Source organism: Polaromonas sp. YR568 (assembly GCF_943371715.1).
Classification (GTDB): Bacteria; Pseudomonadota; Gammaproteobacteria; order Burkholderiales; family Burkholderiaceae_C; genus Polaromonas.
Map to the genome: position 1 here is coordinate 213,922 of NZ_CALRVW010000002.1, position 18,471 is coordinate 232,392.

General features: G+C 65.0%; 14 protein-coding genes. 10 read left to right on the forward strand and 4 right to left on the reverse strand.

Going from position 1 to position 18,471, the window contains the following annotated elements:
* Positions 1-2: 2 nt before the first annotated feature.
* From AAG813_RS02450 to AAG813_RS02475, 6 genes are all read left to right on the forward strand, one after another.
* A complete protein-coding gene (locus AAG813_RS02450) occupies positions 3-713 on the forward strand; it encodes a Crp/Fnr family transcriptional regulator (RefSeq protein WP_341911469.1) in 711 nt (236 codons plus the stop codon).
* A 63-nt stretch (positions 714-776) separates the two neighbouring features.
* The gene (locus AAG813_RS02455; protein WP_341911471.1) at positions 777-2,255 is read left to right on the forward strand and encodes a YdiU family protein; all 1,479 of its coding nucleotides are present in this window, start codon (positions 777-779) and stop codon (positions 2,253-2,255) included.
* A gap of 34 nt (positions 2,256-2,289) precedes the next feature.
* A complete protein-coding gene (gene msrB / locus AAG813_RS02460) occupies positions 2,290-2,700 on the forward strand; it encodes a peptide-methionine (R)-S-oxide reductase MsrB (protein WP_341911474.1) in 411 nt (136 codons plus the stop codon).
* 150 nt (positions 2,701-2,850) lie between these two features.
* Positions 2,851-3,471 carry a septation protein A gene (locus AAG813_RS02465; protein ID WP_341911475.1) on the forward strand — a complete coding sequence of 207 codons (621 nt, stop codon included), beginning with the start codon at positions 2,851-2,853 and terminating at the stop codon, positions 3,469-3,471.
* Positions 3,468-3,791 carry a BolA family protein gene (locus AAG813_RS02470; RefSeq protein ID WP_341911477.1) on the forward strand — a complete coding sequence of 108 codons (324 nt, stop codon included), beginning with the start codon at positions 3,468-3,470 and terminating at the stop codon, positions 3,789-3,791. The genes AAG813_RS02465 and AAG813_RS02470 overlap by 4 nt, the downstream gene beginning before the upstream one ends.
* Before the next feature lie 59 nt (positions 3,792-3,850).
* Entirely contained in the window at positions 3,851-4,636 is a 786-nt protein-coding gene (locus AAG813_RS02475; protein WP_341911479.1) for a peptidylprolyl isomerase, read from the forward strand.
* Positions 4,637-4,728: 92 nt separating this feature from the next.
* Here the strand turns inward: AAG813_RS02475 and AAG813_RS02480 are convergent, their stop codons facing one another.
* Entirely contained in the window at positions 4,729-7,149 is a 2,421-nt protein-coding gene (locus AAG813_RS02480) for a catalase (protein ID WP_341911481.1), read from the reverse strand.
* A 209-nt stretch (positions 7,150-7,358) separates the two neighbouring features.
* On the opposite strand from AAG813_RS02480, the gene AAG813_RS02485 reads away from it, so the two are divergent.
* Positions 7,359-8,210 carry a metal-dependent hydrolase gene (locus AAG813_RS02485; RefSeq protein WP_341911483.1) on the forward strand — a complete coding sequence of 284 codons (852 nt, stop codon included), beginning with the start codon at positions 7,359-7,361 and terminating at the stop codon, positions 8,208-8,210.
* Between the two features lie 94 nt (positions 8,211-8,304).
* Here AAG813_RS02485 and AAG813_RS02490 read toward each other — a convergent pair whose 3' ends face one another.
* A complete protein-coding gene (locus tag AAG813_RS02490) occupies positions 8,305-9,135 on the reverse strand; it encodes a DUF2189 domain-containing protein (protein ID WP_341911485.1) in 831 nt (276 codons plus the stop codon).
* A 123-nt stretch (positions 9,136-9,258) separates the two neighbouring features.
* Complete coding sequence (gene purL, locus AAG813_RS02495) at positions 9,259-13,275, reverse strand: phosphoribosylformylglycinamidine synthase (RefSeq protein WP_341911613.1); 4,017 nt, start codon at positions 13,273-13,275, stop codon at positions 9,259-9,261.
* A gap of 184 nt (positions 13,276-13,459) precedes the next feature.
* On the opposite strand from purL, the gene map reads away from it, so the two are divergent.
* The 3 genes from map (at position 13,460) to AAG813_RS02510 (ending at position 17,868) form a co-directional block, all read left to right on the forward strand.
* A complete protein-coding gene (gene map, locus AAG813_RS02500) occupies positions 13,460-14,356 on the forward strand; it encodes a type I methionyl aminopeptidase (RefSeq protein ID WP_341911487.1) in 897 nt (298 codons plus the stop codon).
* A gap of 46 nt (positions 14,357-14,402) precedes the next feature.
* Positions 14,403-17,045 carry a [protein-PII] uridylyltransferase gene (locus AAG813_RS02505; RefSeq protein ID WP_341911489.1) on the forward strand — a complete coding sequence of 881 codons (2,643 nt, stop codon included), beginning with the start codon at positions 14,403-14,405 and terminating at the stop codon, positions 17,043-17,045.
* A gap of 292 nt (positions 17,046-17,337) precedes the next feature.
* Positions 17,338-17,868 carry an OmpA family protein gene (locus AAG813_RS02510; RefSeq protein WP_341911491.1) on the forward strand — a complete coding sequence of 177 codons (531 nt, stop codon included), beginning with the start codon at positions 17,338-17,340 and terminating at the stop codon, positions 17,866-17,868.
* Positions 17,869-17,883: 15 nt separating this feature from the next.
* Here AAG813_RS02510 and def read toward each other — a convergent pair whose 3' ends face one another.
* Positions 17,884-18,420 (reverse strand): peptide deformylase, encoded by a 537-nt coding sequence (def, locus tag AAG813_RS02515; protein ID WP_341911493.1) that lies wholly within the window; start codon positions 18,418-18,420, stop codon positions 17,884-17,886.
* Positions 18,421-18,471: the final 51 nt, after the last annotated feature.

Sequence of the window (18,471 nt, forward strand, 5' to 3'; positions counted from 1 at the left end):
CCATGTCACTCGAAGAAGCCGTTTTCCCGCACCACCGATTTCTGCGCAGCCAGCCGTGGTTTGCCGCCCTGCCCGCCGACACCCAGACCCGACTGCTGGAGCGCACCCTCACGCTGTCGGGCCGCAAGGGCGAGGTGATGCTGGCGGCGGGTTCGCCGGTCAAGGGCTGGTATGCCGTGCTGTCGGGGCTGGTCAAGCTGCAAAGCACCTCCTGTACCGGTCGGGTGTCGGCTTTTCTCGGGGTGCCGGACGGCGAATGGTTTGGCGAAGGCTCGGTCCTGAAGACCGAGCCGCGCCGTTATGACGTGATTGCCCTGCGCGACACCCTGCTGCTGTGCCTGCCGCGCGCCCAGTTCGATGAATTGCTGGCCCACAGCCTGCCCTTCAACCACTTTCTGGTGGCGCACCTAAACCGGCGCCTGGGCCAGGCCATGACCATCATCGAGGCGGAGCGCCTGCGCTCCCCCGAGCAGCGTGTGGCCCTGTACCTGACCCGGGTGTTCTGGCAGGGCCGGCGCCGGCTGGTGCTGTCGCAGGAAGAACTCGGCCACCTGGCCGGGCTGTCGCGGCAGACGGTCAACCGCGCCCTCAAGACGCTGGAGCAGGAAGGCTTGGTGTCGCTGGAGTTTGGCCGTGTCGCCATGCTCGACGAACAGGCCCTGGCGGCGTATGCCTCTCGTCCGCAGGCCGAAAAGGACAAGCCCGCCGGGTAAAGCTGTTCCGGCTTGTTTAACCCCACCGGCACCGGGCTGCTTGTGCCATAGGACAATGACCGCATGAACTCTGTCATTGGCGAGCCGCTTGCTGCGATCCCCGGCCTGAAATGGGCCAACCGCTTTGCCCGGCTGGGTACGGATTTTTACACCGACCGCCTTCCCAGCCCCCTGCCCACACCTTATTGGGTCAGCCGCAACCAGGCCCTGGCGCGCGAGTTGGGACTGGACGAGGCCTGGTTTGAATCGCAGGAAGCGCTGGCGCTGTTCACCGGCAACCAGGTGGCCCCAGGCTCGCGGCCGCTGGCCAGCGTCTACAGCGGCCACCAGTTCGGCCAGTGGGCCGGCCAGCTCGGTGACGGCCGGGCCATCCTGCTGGGCGAGATTGCCACCCCGGGCGGACCGCAGGAGGTGCAGCTCAAGGGCGCCGGCATGACGCCTTACTCCCGCATGGGCGACGGCCGCGCCGTGCTGCGCAGCTCGATCCGCGAATACCTCTGCTCCGAGGCCATGCATGGGCTGGGCATCCCGACCACGCGTGCCCTGTGTGTCACTGGCTCCGACGCCCGGGTCCGCCGCGAAGAGATTGAAACCGCTGCCGTGGTGACGCGCACCTCGCCGAGTTTCATCCGCTTCGGGCACTTCGAGCATTTCAGCTACAGCGACCAGCACGAACAGCTCAAGGTGCTGGCCGATTTCGTGATCGACCACTTTTACCCGGCCTGCCGCGAGGGTGCCCAGCCCTATGCCGCCCTGCTGCAGGCCGTCAGCGAACGCACGGCCCACCTGATGGCCGCCTGGCAGGCCACCGGCTTTTGCCACGGCGTGATGAACACCGACAACATGAGCATCCTGGGCCTGACCATCGACTACGGTCCTTTCCAGTTTCTCGATGCGTTCGACCCGGGCCACGTCTGCAACCACTCGGACACCCAGGGCCGCTACGCCTACAACAAGCAGCCCAACATCGCCTACTGGAACCTGTTCTGCCTGGGCCAGGCACTGCTGCCGCTGATCGAGGCGCAGGACCAGGCGCTGGCCGCGCTGGAGTCCTACAAGACCGTTTTCCCCGAGGCGCTCGAGGCGCGCATGCGCGCCAAGCTGGGCCTGCCGGATGCCCGCCCGGAAGACAAGGCCTTGATCGAAGCCACCTTCAAGCTACTGGCCGCGGACAAGGTGGACTACACCATTTTCTGGCGCCGCCTGTGCCATTTCGGCACGCCGGCGGGGCGCGAAGCGGTGCGCGACCTGTTTCTGGACCGCGCCGCTTACGATGCGTGGGCGCTACAGTATTCGGAGCGCCTGGCGCACGCCGATATTGGGCTGGTGGCCGATTTGATGCTGAAGAACAATCCCAAGTACGTGTTGCGCAACCATCTGGGCGAACAGGCGATCCAGGCCGCGAAACTAAAAGATTTTTCCGGGGTCGACACCTTGCTGACCCTGCTGCAGGCCCCATTTGAAGAACATCCCGGCCACGACAGCCATGCCGGTTTTCCGCCCGACTGGGCGGCTTCCATCGAAATCAGCTGCAGTTCGTAAGCACCATCAAGAAGTCATTTCCAAAGGTAACCCCATGCCCCCGAAAATCCAGAAAACCGATGCCGAGTGGAAAGCCCTGCTCGCCGAGAAGGGTGCCGAGCCCGGTGCTTTCGAGGTGACCCGCCACGCAGCCACCGAACGCGCCTTCACCGGCAAATACGACAAGACCTTTGAGCCGGGCACCTACCGCTGCATTTGCTGCGATGCCGAACTGTTTGACGCCTCGACCAAGTTTGACGCGGGCTGCGGCTGGCCCAGCTTTTCGCAGGAAGTCAAGGAAGGCGCGATCGAAGAACATGTGGACCGCGCCTACGGCATGACACGCACCGAAACCGTCTGCGCCAACTGCGGCGCCCACCTGGGCCATGTGTTCCCCGACGGCCCCACACCCACCGGCCTGCGCTACTGCATGAACTCCGCATCGCTGGATTTCAAAAAGAAGTGAGGCCCCCACGCTTGTCACTTCGTGTACTGCGCTGCCCCCCGGGGGGGCGCTGCGCCTGCGGCCCGGCAAAGCCGGTTCCGCGGCCCCTTCTTGAACCTTGGGCACCATTGCCCGCTCCGATCGCTCATTTTTGCCCGCGATAATCTGCCCATGAAAATTCTGTTCGATTTCCTGCCCATTGTTCTTTTCTTCGGCATGTTCAAGTACGCCGAGGCCAACACCGCCTGGTCGGCCCAAACAGCGACCGACTGGCTCGGCTTCATGGTCTCCGGTGGCGTGGTAGGCATCGCCGAGGCGCCGGTGCTGCTGGCCACCGTGGTGGTGATCCTGGCCACCCTGGCGCAGATCCTCTGGCTGGTGGCGCGCGGCCGCAAGATCGACACCATGCTCTGGGTCAGCCTGGGGCTGGTGACCATGCTGGGCGGTGCCACGATTTATTTCCACAGCGAAAGCTTCATCAAGTGGAAACCCACTGTGCTCTACTGGGTCATGGGTGGCGCGCTGCTGGTCGGGCAGCTGGTGTTCGGCAAAAACGGCATCCAGAAGCTGATGGGCGCGCAGATGGACCTGCCCGACGCCATCTGGCGCAAGGTCAACTACAGCTGGATCGCGTTTTTCGCGGTCATGGGGGTGCTCAATCTGTGGGTGGCGTTCAATTTCCCGACGGCCACCTGGGTCAACTTCAAGCTGTTCGGCGGCCTGGGCCTGATGCTGGTTTTTGTGCTGGCGCAGGCGGTTTTCCTGAACAAACACATCAAGACCGAGCCATGATGTCCTCCACCCCGTCTACCCCCTCCACCCCGTCTACCCCCTCCACCGCCCTGCCCGTCCACGCGGCCCGCATCGAGGAACAACTGCGCAACAGCCTGAGCCCCAGTCTGCTGGAAGTGATCGACGAAAGCGCGGCGCATGCCGGCCACGCGGGCGCGAATGCCCAGGGTTTCGGCAGCCACTTTCGTGTGCGCATTGCGAGCCCGGCGTTTGCCGGGAAAACCCGCGTGGCCTGCCACCGGCTTGTGTATGATGCACTGCAAAATTTCATTGATCAGGGCCTGCACGCGCTGGCCATTGAAATCCTTCCAACCCCCTGATTTTCGGCCCACGCCCACAGCGGCGCCGTTCTTCCCTCAACGACTACCCAAGGAACCCCATGAAAAAGCAAGTCTTACTGGCAAGCGCCCTCACCGGCCTGATGGCGCTGGGCGCATCGGGTGCCTTTGCCCAGAACATTGCCATCGTCAACGGCAAGGCCGTGCCCAAGACCCGCGTTGACGCGCTGGCGCAGCAGCTGGCGCGTTCCGGCCGTCCTGTCACCCCCGAAATGCAGGGCCAGATCAAGGAAGAAGTCATCGCCCGCGAAGTGTTCATGCAGGAAGCCGAGAAACGCGGCCTGTCAGGCAGCGACGACTTCAAGACGCAGATGGAACTGGCCCGCCAGGCCATCCTGATCCGCGAGCTGTTCGCCGATTTCCAGAAGAAAAACCCGGTGACCGATGCCGAACTGAAGGGCGAGTACGACAAGTTTGTTGCAGCCAACGGCGGCAAGGAATACAAGGCGCGCCACATCCTGGTGGAAAAGGAAGACGAGGCCAAGGCCATCATCGCCAGCCTGAAAAAAGGCGGCAAATTTGAAGACATCGCCAAGAAGTCCTCCAAAGACGCCGGCTCTGGCGCCAACGGCGGCGACCTGGACTGGGCCAACCCGAGCAGCTACGTGCCCGAGTTCGCCGAAGCCATGACCAAGATGAACAAGGGCCAGCTGACGGACGTGCCGGTGAAAACCCAATTCGGCTACCACGTCATCCGCGTGGACGACATCCGCACCGCCCAGTTGCCACCGTTTGAAGAACTCAAGCCGCAGATCGCGCAGCAAATGCAGCAGCAAAAGCTGGCCGCCTTCCAGCAAGGCCTGCGCGACAAGGCCAAGGTCGAGTGATCATGAGCACCTGAGGGCAGGCGCAGGCGGCCTGTGGTCTCTGCAAAAAAAAGCGGCTCTCGAGCCGCTTTTTTTCATGTCTGCTCCCGGTGTCAGACCGCGGGCGGGTCGGTTTCCCTTTCTGCATGCCGGGGGCCGGCCACTGCGGCGATGAAGGCCTCGATCGCGCCGGAAACGTCGCCACCCTTGGTCATCAACAGGCCGGGGTCGGCCTTGCCACCCGGCAAGGTGGCGGGCAGGCCGGCCTTGTCGATCAGGGCGCGCGAGGCGCCCAACACCAGCAGGGTCTTGCCATGGCGGTACTGGTCCCGGATGAACTCCATGGTGTGTCCGTCCCTGGCCAGCGCCGCCACGGCCTGCTCGCCGTCAGGCAGCACCAGGGCGTCAAACAGGAAGCCGGGTTCGTTTTCCAGCGAAGCGTCCGCCTCCAGGGTGTCGCCTTCCAGGGTGGTCACCGGTCCAATACGTGGCGCCACCAGGCGCGGCACGGCGCCTTGCGCAAACAGCGCCGCCTGCACCTGTGCGATAGCCTTGCCGGCCACGCCGGGCGCCACCAGCACCGCGACCTTGCGGCCCTGGATGGAGCCGTCACCGGGCCTGGCCAGCAGGGACAGCGTCGGCGACACCGTGACCTCGGGCTTGACCGGCTTCGCGAGTGCCCGCGGCAGCGCCGCCGGCATCGGGTCCATGCCCAGGCCCTCGGCCACCTCACGGGCCAGCGCCTCCGAGGCATTGCGCAGCGAGCCCACCATGCGTTCGCGGATGGCGGGCACGGTGACCTTGCTCAGCTCGAAGCGGAAAGCGGCCGCAATGTGCGCCTGCTCGACAGGCGTCTGGCTTTCGTAAAACAACGTGGCCTGGGTGTAATGGTCGGCAAACTTCTCGGGCTTGCCACGCACCTTGGCCTGCTCCTCATTGGCCTGCAGTCGCGCGGCCACCGACACAAACCCTTGTGCCGCGCCGGCCTGGAAGGGGCAACCCCCGGCCAGCGAGTTGGGCTCATAGGAGACCCGGCCGCGGTGGATGGCCTGGCGGTGCATGCCATCGCGCTGGTTGTTGTGCACCTGGGCGATCGGCGCGTTGATCGGGATCTCATGGAAGTTGGGCCCACCCAGCCGCGAGATCTGGGTGTCCACGTAGGAATGGATGCGTCCGGCCAGCAAGGGGTCGTTCGAAAAATCGATTCCCGGCACCACATGCGCGGTGCAGAAAGCGACCTGCTCGGTTTCCGCAAAAAAGTTGTCGGGGTTGCGGTTGAGCACCATGCGGCCAACCTTCTGCACGGGTACCAGTTCTTCCGGAATGAGCTTGGTGGCATCGAGGATGTCGAAGCTGAATTCCTCCGCCTGCGCTTCGGTGAAAATCTGCACGCCCAGTTCCCATTCGGGATAGGCGCCCCCCTCGATGCGCTCCCACAGGTCGCGGCGGTGAAAGTCGGGATCGGCCCCGGAGATTTTCACGGCTTCGTCCCAGACCAGGGAATGCGTGCCGTATTTCGGCTCCCAGTGGAACTTGACGAACACCGACTCGCCCGCCTCGTTGACAAAGCGGTAGCTGTGCACGCCGAAGCCCTGCATGGTGGCGTAGCTGCGCGGAATGGCGCGGTCGGACATCACCCACATCAGCATGTGGGTGGACTCGGGCATCAGCGAGACGAAGTCCCAGAAGGTGTCATGCGCACTGCCAGCCTGCGGCATGGCGTTGTGCGGCTCGGGCTTGACGGCGTGCACCAGGTCGGGAAACTTCATCGCGTCCTGGATGAAAAACACCGGCATGTTGTTGCCGACCAGGTCCCAGTTGCCTTCGTCGGTGTAGAACTTGACGGCAAAACCGCGCACGTCACGCGCCGTGTCCTTGGAGCCACGCTCACCGGCCACCGTCGAAAAACGCACGAACACCGGGGTGATCTTGCCGGCTTCCTTGAACGGCGCGGCCTTGGTGAAACGCGTCAGCGGTTCATAAGCTTCGAAAAAACCGTGCGCGGCCGAACCGCGCGCATGCACGATGCGCTCGGGAATGCGTTCATGATCGAAGTGGGTGAGTTTTTCCCGCAGTACAAAGTCTTCCAGCAGGGCCGGGCCACGCAGGCCGGCCTTGAGGGAGTTCTGGTTGTCGGCGATGGCCACCCCTTGGTTGGTGGTGAGGACGCGACCGGCCGAATCGACCCGCACGCGGTCCAGCGGTTCGATGGTGGCATTGAGGCCTTCGGGCGCGACGCTGCCGGTTTTTTCGGAACCGTTGTCCTCGGTCAAGGTGCTGCCACCGGGCAGCCTCGATTCGGGTTTCACCGTGGCTCCGCGCTGCGGGGCGATGGCGTTGGCAAAGCCATGTTCGGCCGCTTTGGTCGGGTTGTGCGGCATGGCTGCCACCAGGGCCTCCACCTGGGCCATTTTTTCGGCGGGCAGGTCGGCACCGGGGTCGGACGGCAGGTGCGCGGGACCACTGTCGGTATTGCGTGCAGCGGCCGGGGCGGCTGACTTGCGTTGGTTGGCCGGCGGGTTGTTTTTGGGCATGATGTAAAGGGAGTGGGTCGAGGCAAAATCGCCACCCATCACCCTAAAATTGCGGCCGGTTGTGCTGTGTAGGACGCGATCCTGAGCACAGGACGGAAAACCGGATCGCGACGTCCTGGTGAAACCCGGCAGCGCACGGGGCTTCCCGGTTGACGAACGCCGCGGCGGTCACGTCAAATAGGTGGCATACCAACCAACAAGGATTTGCCATGGAAATTCACACCGTTCGTGCCGCGCTGCTGCGCGGCCTGCTGTCACTGCTGTCACTGCTGGCGCTGTGCAGCACTGCGGCCTTCGCGCAAAACGGCAAGACGGAAGTGCTCTGGCTCGGTCAGGCAGCCACACGCATCACCACCCCCACGGGCAAGGTCATCATGATCGACCCCTGGCTCACCTCCAACCCCAAGACGCCGGCGAATTTCAGGGCGCTGGAAGCGCTGGGCAAGGTGGACCTGATCCTGGTCACCCATGCCCACTTCGACCACTTTGCCGATGCGCCGGCGCTGGCCAAAATGCACAATGCGCCGATGTACGGCCCTGCCGGCATGAACCAGACGGTGTCCGCGCTGGGCATTCTGCCCACCGAGCTGGCACCACGTTTCGGCAAGGGCGGCACCATCATGCCGTTTGGCCCGAATGGCGTGAAAATCACCGCGGTGCGCGCCGAACACTCGTCCGAGCTGGCTTACAAGAACCCGGCCACGGGCAAGGACGAGGTGCATGTCGGCGGCGAGCCGGTGGGCTTCATCCTCGAGATGGAAAATGGCTTCAAGATCTGGCACATGGGGGATACCGGCGTGTTCGGCGACATGCGCCTGATCGGCGACATGTACCGGCCCGACCTGGTGCTGATTCCGATCGGCGGCCACTTCGTCATGCATCCGGCTGACGCCGCCATGGCGGTGCGCGACATGATCAAGCCGAAGTTCGCGTTGCCCATCCACTATGGCACCACTCCGGTGCTGCGCGGCACGCCGGCAGAATTCGAGGCGGCGCTGGGCAAGGCGCCCGGCACGCCGCGGATGCTGGCGGGCGAGCCTGGCCAGAAGTTCGACTTCTGAGGGCCGCCCTGGCCAGCGGCGCCTGTCGTCGAGACAACGCCCACCAGCCGGTGCTGACTGCGGCGACCGGCCCGCTTTCGAGCTAGTTTGTTTATCAGGCAGGTACGGCCGGCGCTGGCGCCTCCCAGGCGAAGCTGCCGCGGTAGGCATGCCAGCTCGCATGGCCCAGCCAGGGGCCGACCACCAGCAGGCCCAGCGCCCACGGCAGCAGCATGGCCCCGAGGACCAGCAGCACGATCAGTGCCCCCCAGACCAGCATGGGCCCGGTGCGCCCCGCCACCACCTGGATGCTGGCAATGCCGGCGGTGATGGCATCGGTGTCACGGTCCAGGATCATCGGGATGGACACCACGCAGGTGGAAAACACCAGGCCGGCGAAAACGCCACCCACCACGGTGTATACCGCGATGAACTGCCAGTTCTGGGGATTGAACACCGCCTTCAGCACGCCAGCAGTGCTCGGCATGCCGGTGTTGAAAAACACGGCAAAAACAACCAGCGAGGCCCGGCCCCACAGCAGCTCCAGCAGCATCACCACCAGCACCAGCATGCCCATGCTGCTCAGATGTTTATCCCAGCAGGTCAGCGAGGCGCCCAGGCTTTGCGGCAGCCCCTGCTCGCGCCGCCGGCTGGCCTCGTACAGCCCCATGGCCAAGAAGGGGCCGACCAGAAAGCAGCCCGACACAAACGACATGGTGTACTGCGGCAGGTTGCGGAACACCGCGCCCAGCACCACGGCCATGAGCCAGAAACAGATGCCATAAAAAAGGGCAATGCCGCGCGCCGCCATCAGGTCCTGCCAGCCGGCCCGCAGCCAGCGCACGGGGTCGCCCAGGCGCAGCGGCTGCAACACGCGAACCTGCGGTACTGGCGGCGTGGCAAGGGCCGCGCTGGAGGACTCGGGGGGATGGGCAGAGGCGTTCATGCGGCATTGAACCGCGCGCAACGCCCCGGCGCATCAGGACCAACCCGGGGCAAGCCCCGTGCGGTCAGTCTGCTTGCTACATTTTAAATAGCAATCGGCGCATATCCAGAAAGGGCTGGACGCCTATTTCACCCATTTTCTGGCGTTGTACCAGAGCTGCATCCAGGCGCTGGGCGCGCTGATGTCCTGGTCTGTCCAGCTCAGCTGCACATTGCGGAACACGCGTTCGGGGTGCGGCATCATCGCGGTGAAGCGGCCGTCGGCGGTGGTCACAGCGGTCAGGCCGCCGGCGCTGCCATTCGGGTTGGCCGGGTAGGCCTCGGTCGGCCGTCCGTGGTTGTCGGTGAAACGCATGGCGGCAATCACCTGGCCCGCATCGCCGCGGTGCGCAAAGTTGGCATAACCCTCGCCGTGCGCCACGGCGATCGGCAGGCGGCTGCCGGTCATGCCTTGCAGGAACAAGCTCGGCGAATTCAGCACCTCGACCAGACTCAGGCGGGCTTCAAAACGCTCGCTGCGGTTGGTGGTGAAACGCGGCCAGGCCTCGGCGCCGGGGATGATGTCGGCCAGCTCGGCAAACATCTGGCAGCCGTTGCAGACGCCCAAACCAAAGGTGTCGGGGCGCCCGAAAAACGCCTGGAACTGGTCGGACAAGGCCGGGTTGAAGGTGATGGAACGGGCCCAGCCGATGCCGGCGCCCAGGGTGTCGCCGTAGCTGAAACCGCCGCAGGCCACCACGCCGGTGAAGTCGGCCAGTTGCGCGCGGCCGCTCTGCAGGTCGGTCATGTGCACGTCGAAAGCTTCGAAACCGGCTTGGGTGAAGGCATAGGCCATCTCGACATGGGAGTTGACGCCCTGCTCGCGCAGCACCGCGACGCGAGGCCGTGACAGATTCAGCGCCGGCGCCTGCGGCAGCTTCGCGGGGTCGAAGGTCAGGTGCACGTGCAGGCCGGGGTCCAGCGGATCGCCGGCCGCCGCGTGTTCGGCATCGGCACAGGCCGGGTTGTCGCGCTGCTGGTTGATCTTCCAGCTCACCGCGTCCCAGACTTGGTGCAGGTCCTGCAGTTTGGCGCTGAAGACCGCCTTGGTATCGCGCCAGACCTGGATCTCGCCCTTGCCCACTTCGAGTGAGGCATGTTGCGGCCGGGTCTTGCCGATGAAGTGGCTGAATTTCGACAGGCCGTGTTCGCGCAGGGTCTGCATCACCGCATTGCGCGCTTCGGTCCGCACCTGGATCACGACGCCCAGCTCTTCATTGAACAGCGCCTTGAGCGTGAGCTCCTCGCGGCGCGCGCTCACCTGCGACGCCCAGTTCTTGCTGTCGCCGGTGTCCATGCGGCTGTCGGAAATGCCGTCGCCTTCGAGCAGCAGCATGTCGATGTTGAGCGAGACACCCACCTGGCCGGCAAAAGCCATCTCGCAGACGGTGGCCAGCAGGCCGCCGTCGCTGCGGTCGTGGTAGGCCAGCAGCTGGCCCTGGGCACGCAAGGCATTGATGGCGTGGACCAGGTTCACCAGGTCCTGCGGGTCGTCGAGGTCCGGCACGGCGCCGTCTTCGAGTTCCAGCGTCTGCGCCAGGATGGAGCCGCCCATGCGGGACTGGCCCTTGCCCAGGTCGATCAGGATCAGCGTGCTGTCCGCTTCCTTCGCGTCGAGCTGCGGCGTCAGCGTGCCGCGCACGTCGGGCAGCGTCGCAAACGCGCTGACGATCAGCGAGACCGGCGAGGTGACCTTTTTGCTGCCCTCGCCTTCGCTCCAGACCGTACGCATGGACAGCGAATCCTTGCCGACCGGAATCGACACGCCCAGCGCCGGGCACAGTTCCATGCCGACCGCCTTGACGGTTTCATACAGCGCCGCGTCCTGGCCCGGTTCACCGCAAGCGGCCATCCAGTTCGCAGAAAGCTTCACACGCGGCAGCTCGATCGGCGCGGCCAGCAGGTTGGTGATGGCCTCGGCGACCGCCATGCGACCCGAAGCCGCCGCATTCACGACGGCCAGCGGCGTGCGTTCGCCCATGCTCATGGCTTCGCCGGCAAAACCCTGGTAATCGGCCAGGGTCACGGCACAGTCGGCCACCGGCACCTGCCAGGGGCCGACCATCTGGTCCCGGTGTGTCAGGCCGCCCACGCTGCGGTCACCGATGGTGATCAGGAAACGTTTGGAGGCCACGGTCGGGTGGCTTAGCACGGCGATCACGCTTTGCTGCAGGTCGACGCCGGTCAGGGCCAGGGGTTTGATCTCATGGCGAACCGAGGTCACATCGCGGTGCATCTTGGGCGGCTTGCCCAGCAGCACATTCATGGGCATGTCGACTGGGGTTGCTGCATCCTTGTCGGAGAGCACCAGTTGTTTCTCTTCCGTCGCGACACCAATCACCGCAAACGGGCAACGCTCGCGCTCGCAAAACGCCTGGAACTGCGGCAGCGATTCCGGCGCAATCGCCATCACATAACGTTCCTGGCTTTCGTTGCTCCAGATCTCCTTGGGCGACAGGCCGCTTTCTTCCAGCGGCACGGCGCGCAAATCGAAACGTGCACCGCGGCCGGCGTCGTTGACAAGTTCGGGGAAGGCGTTGGACAAGCCGCCGGCCCCCACGTCGTGGATGGCCAGAATCGGGTTGGCGCTGCCGAGCTGGGCGCACTGGTTGATGACTTCCTGGGCGCGGCGTTCGATTTCCGGGTTGCCGCGCTGCACCGAGTCGAAGTCGAGTTGCGCCGCATTGGCGCCCGAGGCCATGGAGCTGGCCGCGCTGCCGCCCATGCCGATGCGCATGCCGGGGCCACCGAGCTGGATCAGCAAGGTGCCAGCCGGGAACAGAATTTTCTTCGTGAGGCCGGCGTCAATCGTGCCGACGCCGCCGGCGATCATGATGGGCTTGTGGTAACCCCAGCGCTGGCCGCCTACGGTTTGTTCGTATTCGCGGAAATAACCGGCCAGGTTGGGCCGGCCGAACTCGTTGTTGAAAGCCGCGCCGCCCAGCGGGCCTTCGGTCATGATCTGCAGCGGGCTGGCGATGTGCTCGGGCTTGCCGAAATCCCCGTCAAACAGCCGCGACACGGTGAAACCGGTCAGGCCGGCCTTGGGTCTGGAGCCTCGCCCGGTCGCGCCTTCGTCGCGGATTTCGCCACCGGCGCCGGTCGAGGCGCCGGGAAAGGGCGAAATCGCCGTCGGGTGGTTGTGCGTTTCCACCTTCATCAGCACATGGGTCAAAACGTCGTTCGTGGCGCTATAACTTTGGTAGCTGGTGGCGTCCGTCCCTGCTGGGCCATAGGCCGATTTGGCATAAAAGCGCTGGACCGGCAGGCCTTCCATGACGGAAGCGTTGTCCGAATAGGCGACCACCGTGTGTTGCGGGTTGAGCTTTTCGGTGTTGCGGATCATGCCGAACAGGCTTTTGTCCTGGGCCACGCCGTCAATCGTGAAGTCCGCGTTGAATATCTTGTGGCGGCAATGTTCGCTGTTGGCCTGGGCGAACATCATCAGTTCCACGTCGGTCGGGTTGCGTTGCAGCTGGGTGAAGGCAGCCACCAGGTAGTCAATTTCGTCGGCTGCCAGCGCCAGGCCGAACTCGCGGTTGGCGGCTTCCAGCGCGGCCTGGCCGCCGGCCAGCACGTCAATGGTCTGCAGCGGCGCGCCCTGCAGCTCGGTGAACAGGCCGGCGGCCTGCGCCCGGTCGGTCATCACGCTTTCCGTCATGCGGTCGTGCAGCAAGGCGGCGACCTGGTCGCGCTGGGCGTCATTCAGGGCCGTCTTGCTGAAGAAACCCGACTTGAGGGTCAGCCGGTATTCGGTGATACGTTCGATACGCTTGATGGCCAGCCCGCAGTTGTGGGCAATGTCGGTGGCCTTGGAGGCCCAAGGCGAGACCGTGCCGAACCGCGGCGAGACGATGAACAGCAGGCCGTCCGCATCGGCCGGCGCCGCCGGTTCGCCGTAGCTGAGCAGTGCGGCCAGGCGGGCCTTGAGTTCCTCGTCCGCCGGGCTGTCGGCGGCCACCAGGTGCACGAAGCGGGCGCTGATGCCCGCAATCTTGCCCTCGATGGCTTGCAGGCGCGGCAGGAGTTGCTGGACGCGAAAGTCGCTCAGGGCGTTGATCCCCTGGGGTTCGCCCTCGAAAGTCGTCAGATGCAGGGTCACGGTGGCGGTGGCCTTGTAGTGGGAGGTGGGCAGCTCACAAGCTGTTTTGGGGTTTGACACCGCCTGGAGGCGCAGAAGGCTGGAGGAGTCGCATTAGCCCCCAATTTTATCAGTGAGTGGGTAGTGGGCTGCGGTCGGTCAGGCCCGCCAAAGCCCCGGCCAGGAACGCTGCCATGCAGGGCCGGTGTGGCAGTGGGATAATCGCCGCATGAGTATTACGTACAAAGACGCAGCAGGCATCGAGGGCATGCGGGTCGCCTGCAAACTGGCCTCCGAGGTGCTGGACTACCTCACACCCTTCGTCAAGGCCGGGGTCACCACCCGGGAAATCGACAAACTCGCCAACGACTACATGGTCAACGTGCAGGGCACCGTGTCGGCCACGCTGGGTTACCAGCCGCCCGGTTACCCGCCCTACCCGGCCTCGCTGTGCACCTCGCTGAACCACGTGGTCTGCCACGGCATTCCCAATGACAAGCCCCTGAAAAAGGGCGACATCATGAACATCGATGTCACCGTCATCACCAAGGACGGCTGGTTCGGCGACAACAGCCGCATGTACATGATCGGCGACGTCTCCATTGCGGCCCGGCGCCTGTGCCATGTCACCTACGAAGCCATGTGGCACGGCATCATGCGCGTCAAACCCGGTGCCCGGCTGGGCGACATCGGGCATGCGATCCAGACCTTCGCCGAAAAACAGGGTTTCAGCATCGTGCGCGAGTTCTGCGGTCACGGCATCGGCAAGCGTTTCCACGAAGATCCGCAGGTGCTGCATTACGGCCGGCCCGGCACACTCGAGGAGCTCAAGCCCGGCATGACCTTCACGATCGAGCCCATGATCAACGCCGGGAAACGCGACATCAAGGACGGCCCGGAAAAAGACGGCTGGACCATCGTGACGCGGGACCACTCGCTGTCGGCGCAGTGGGAGCACACGATTCTGGTGACCGAAACCGGTTATGAAGTGCTGACGCTGTCGGCCGGCAGTCCGGCCATCCCGGACTTTGTGCCACAGCCGGCGCCACAGGTCGCCACGGCGAAGGCCGAGACCCCCTCGACCGCCGACTCGGCCGCCTGAGCCGGCTGCGCCCCGCGCCCTCCCGCGCCCCCAGCGCCTGCTGCCCATGCTTACCGCGCTGCCTCCCGTTTCGTCGCCCACCGCCGAACCGGCCCGTTTGCGCGAGCAGTACCGGGCCGGCAAAAATGCGCTGCTGACCTCGCTGGCCGGCAGCGGCGCCTCCACCCGCGGCATCCGCAGCCTGCTGCGCAAGCTCGCCCGTCACACCGACGACACCTTGCGCCAGCTCTGGCAACGTGCCGGATTCCCGGCTGACTTCTGCCTCGTGGCGGTCGGCGGATTTGGCCGGGGTGAGCTGTTTCCGCATTCCGACGTCGACGTCCTGCTGCTGCTGCCCGACGACGCCCGGGTGGACAGCGATGCGGCGCTGAAGACCCGGATCGAGCACTTCATCGGCAGTTGTTGGGACACGGGCCTGGAGATCGGCTCCAGCGTGCGCACGGTCGGTGACTGTGTCGAGGAAGCCGCCAAGGACGTGACGGTGCAGACCTCGCTGCTCGAAGCGCGCCTGCTGGCGGGCTCCAGAAGCATGTTTGCCGACCTGCTGACGCAACTCGAGGGCGTGCTGGACCCGCAGGCCTTTTTCGTGGCCAAGACGCTGGAGCAGCGCCAGCGCCACAACAAGTTTGAAGACACACCCTACTCCCTGGAGCCAAACTGCAAGGAGTCGCCGGGCGGCCTGCGCGACCTGCAGGTCATCCTCTGGGTGGCGCGCGCAGCGGGGCTGGGCAAATCCTGGGACGACCTGGCGCGCAATGGGCTGGCCACGGCCTTCGAGGTGCGCCAGATCAAGGCCAATGAGGCCCTGCTGAGCCTGATACGTGCCCGCCTGCACCTGCTGGCCGGCCGGCGCGAGGACCGCCTGGTGTTCGACCTGCAGACCGTGGTGGCCGAGTCCTTCGGTTATGCGACGGTGCCCCACAAAGACACCGGACGCGTGGTCTCGCGCGCCAGCGAAGCGCTGATGAAGCGCTTTTACTGGACCGCCAAGGCGGTGACCCAGCTCAACCAGATCCTGCTGCTCAACATCGAGGAGCGGCTGCACCCCAGCGGGCAGGCACCGCAGCCGATCAACGAGCGCTTCCTGAACAAGGCCGGCATGATCGAGGTGGCCAGCGACGACCTGTACCTGGCCAACCCGCACGCCATCCTCGAGACCTTTCTGGTGTACCAGACCACGGTGGGCGTCAAGGGCCTGTCGGCCCGCACCCTGCGTGCGCTGTACAACGCACGCGGCGTGATGGACGCCAGGTTCAGGCGCGACCCGGTCAACCGCGACACCTTCCGCCGCATCCTGCAGCAGCCCACCGGCATCACCCACGCGATGCGCCTGATGAACCAGACCTCGGTGCTGGGACGCTACCTCTGGGTCTTCCGCCAGATCGTCGGCCAGATGCAGCACGACCTGTTCCACGTCTACACGGTGGACCAGCACATCCTGATGGTGCTGCGCAATGTGCGGCGCTTTTTCATGGCCGAACACGCGCATGAATACCCGGCGTGTTCGCAACTGGCCGCAGGCTGGGACAAGCCCTGGATCCTGTATGTCGCGGCTCTGTTCCACGACATTGCCAAGGGCCGTGGCGGCGACCATTCCGAGCTCGGCTGCAAGGACGTGCGGGTGTTCTGCCGGCAACACGGCATTGCCGCCGAAGACGCGAAGCTGATCGAGTTCCTGGTCGGCGAACACCTGACCATGAGCCGCATTGCCCAGAAGGAAGACCTGAGCGATCCGCAGGTGATTGCCGGTTTTGCCAAACGCGTCGGCAACGAGCGCTACCTGACCGCGCTTTACCTGCTCACGGTCGCCGACATCCGCGGCACCAGCCCCAAGGTGTGGAATGCCTGGAAAGGCAAGCTGCTCGAAGACCTGTACCGCTACACGCTGCGCGTGCTCGGCGGGCGGGCGCCCGATGCGGACGCCGAGGTCGAGGCCCGCAAACGCGAGGCCCTGACCATTCTGGCGCTGCATGCCGAACCCTTCGAGGCGCACAAGGCCCTGTGGGACTCGCTGGACGTCAGCTACTTCATGCGCCACGAAGCCGGCGACATTGCCTGGCACGCGCGCCACCTGTCGCGCCACGTGGGCACGGCCAAATGTATCGTGCGGGCGCGCCGCTCGGCCGCTGGTGAAGGCCTGCAGGTGCTGGTGTACACGCCTGACGCGCCCGACCTGTTTGCCCGCATCTGCGGCTATTTCGAGGAAGCCGGTTTCAGCATTCTGGACGCCAAGATCCACACGGCCAAGCCCGCCAAAGGTTCCCCAGGCTATGCGCTGGACACCTTCCAGGTGGTCAGCCCGACCCTGGCCGACCACTACCGCGAACTCGTGGCCATGGTCGAAGCCGATCTGGACCGGGCCATCGAAGAAAACGGCCCGCTGCCGCCGCCGGGCAAGGGCCGGGTGTCGCGCCGCGTCAAGAGTTTCCCGGTCACGCCGCGCGTGGACCTGCGGCCCGACGAAAAAGCCCAGCGCTGGCTGCTCAGCGTCTCGGCCAGCGATCGCGTCGGCCTGCTGTATTCGATCGCCCGCGTGCTGGCCCGCCACCGCATCAACCTGCAGCTGGCCAAGGTCACCACCCTGGGTGAACGGGTGGAAGACACCTTCCTGATCGACGGGCCGGAGTTGCAGCACAACAAGGCGCAGATCGCCATCGAGACCGAACTGCTCGAAGCCCTGGCAGCCTGAAGGCTAAAGCCTGGAGCGCGGTGGGGCCGCAGCAGCCCCCGCTCTTTCCCGCCCCACATGTAATGGATGGAAGGAGATGTTCGGGCTCGCCTCTGAAAATATTATTTATCTATATAAATCAAATGCTTATATTAGTTTATTAAAGTTACACCTGAGAATTTCCTGAACTGTCCTTGGTGGCCGTTGACGGTACACAATGGGTTCTTTCCGGCCTGTGAAGGCGGCCTTGTCCAGGCCCTGCCGCCTGGCGATCGCTTTCTCGCCGGCCCCATTCCCACCCAAGGAGTTCCCCTTGCCACACAAGATTCAGATCCTCCTGGCCCGTGAAAAGCTCTGGCGTTGCTCGGGCACCTGCGCCAGCGACGGCCGACCACTCGCCCACCAGGTATTTTTCGAACCGGACAACTGGCTGGTGCCCGAGACCTACGGGCAACTGCTGGACGCCCATGCGGCCTACCTCGTCGCCCACCCTGATCTGGCTGCCGTGGTCTCCGGCCACAGTTGCGGCACCGGTAGCCACCGCTTTTTCTGGCTCATGGGTGACCGCCGGGCCCTGGCCGTCCGGGCAGCGCTCATCAAGGCCGGCGCGGCGCCTGACCAGTTGCTGGTGCAAAGCCGGGGGGCCGCCAGACCCCTGATTGAACTGGCGGGTGAGGATGTCGCCCGCTACCGCCGCCGCGTGACGATCGACTATGTGCAACCCGGCGCCGCCACCCCATCGCCGGTACCGGCCGAAGGGTCGGTCCGCTGGTGGCGCTCGGTGCTGGGGGCCGGCCACGGTGTGCCCTTGCCGGCAGACCTGCCAGCGCCCCGCGTTGGCTGAGGGCTGGTCCGGCGGTTAATCGTCCGTGGCGTCCAGCCCGGGGAACAGCACTTCGGTGTAGCCGAACTGGGTGAAGTCCCGGATGCGCATCGGGTACAACACACCCATCAGGTGGTCACACTCGTGCTGCACCACCCGTGCGTGAAAGCCGTCCACCGTGCGCTCGATCGGATCGCCGTAAGGATCGAAGCCGGTGTAGCGGATGCTTGAGAAGCGCGGCACCATGCCACGCAGGCCGGGTACCGAGAGACAACCCTCCCAGCCGTTTTCCTCGTCGTCCGACAGGGGTGTGATGACCGGGTTCAGCAGCACCGTGCGCGGCACCAGGGGCGCATCGGGGTAACGCGGGTTCACCGCGTCCGTGCCGAAAATCACCAGTTGCAGGTCCACGCCGATCTGCGGCGCGGCCAGGCCGGCACCGTTGACGGCACGCATGGTCTCGAACATGTCAGCCACCAACAGGTGCAGCTCACCGGTGTCGAAGCCGGTCACGGGCTGGGCTACCCGCAGCAGGCGCGGGTCGCCCATTTTGAGAATGTCGCGTACGGTCATGGAAATCCTGTGTGCTCTGTCGTCAAACCGTCGAGCATACCGAAACAGGAT

Bases quoted from the DNA above. Each gene is read 5' to 3' on its own strand.
- def (WP_341911493.1), bottom strand. From the start codon at position 18,420: ATGACCGTACGCGACATTCTCAAAATGGGCGACCCGCGCCTGCTGCGG.
- AAG813_RS02450 (WP_341911469.1), top strand. From the start codon at position 3: ATGTCACTCGAAGAAGCCGTTTTCCCGCACCACCGATTTCTGCGCAGC.
- msrB (WP_341911474.1), top strand. From the start codon at position 2,290: ATGCCCCCGAAAATCCAGAAAACCGATGCCGAGTGGAAAGCCCTGCTC.
- AAG813_RS02475 (WP_341911479.1), top strand. From the start codon at position 3,851: ATGAAAAAGCAAGTCTTACTGGCAAGCGCCCTCACCGGCCTGATGGCG.
- AAG813_RS02455 (WP_341911471.1), top strand. From the start codon at position 777: ATGAACTCTGTCATTGGCGAGCCGCTTGCTGCGATCCCCGGCCTGAAA.
- AAG813_RS02485 (WP_341911483.1), top strand. From the start codon at position 7,359: ATGGAAATTCACACCGTTCGTGCCGCGCTGCTGCGCGGCCTGCTGTCA.
- AAG813_RS02470 (WP_341911477.1), top strand. From the start codon at position 3,468: ATGATGTCCTCCACCCCGTCTACCCCCTCCACCCCGTCTACCCCCTCC.
- AAG813_RS02490 (WP_341911485.1), bottom strand. From the start codon at position 9,135: ATGAACGCCTCTGCCCATCCCCCCGAGTCCTCCAGCGCGGCCCTTGCC.
- AAG813_RS02480 (WP_341911481.1), bottom strand. From the start codon at position 7,149: ATGCCCAAAAACAACCCGCCGGCCAACCAACGCAAGTCAGCCGCCCCG.
- AAG813_RS02465 (WP_341911475.1), top strand. From the start codon at position 2,851: ATGAAAATTCTGTTCGATTTCCTGCCCATTGTTCTTTTCTTCGGCATG.
- AAG813_RS02505 (WP_341911489.1), top strand. From the start codon at position 14,403: ATGCTTACCGCGCTGCCTCCCGTTTCGTCGCCCACCGCCGAACCGGCC.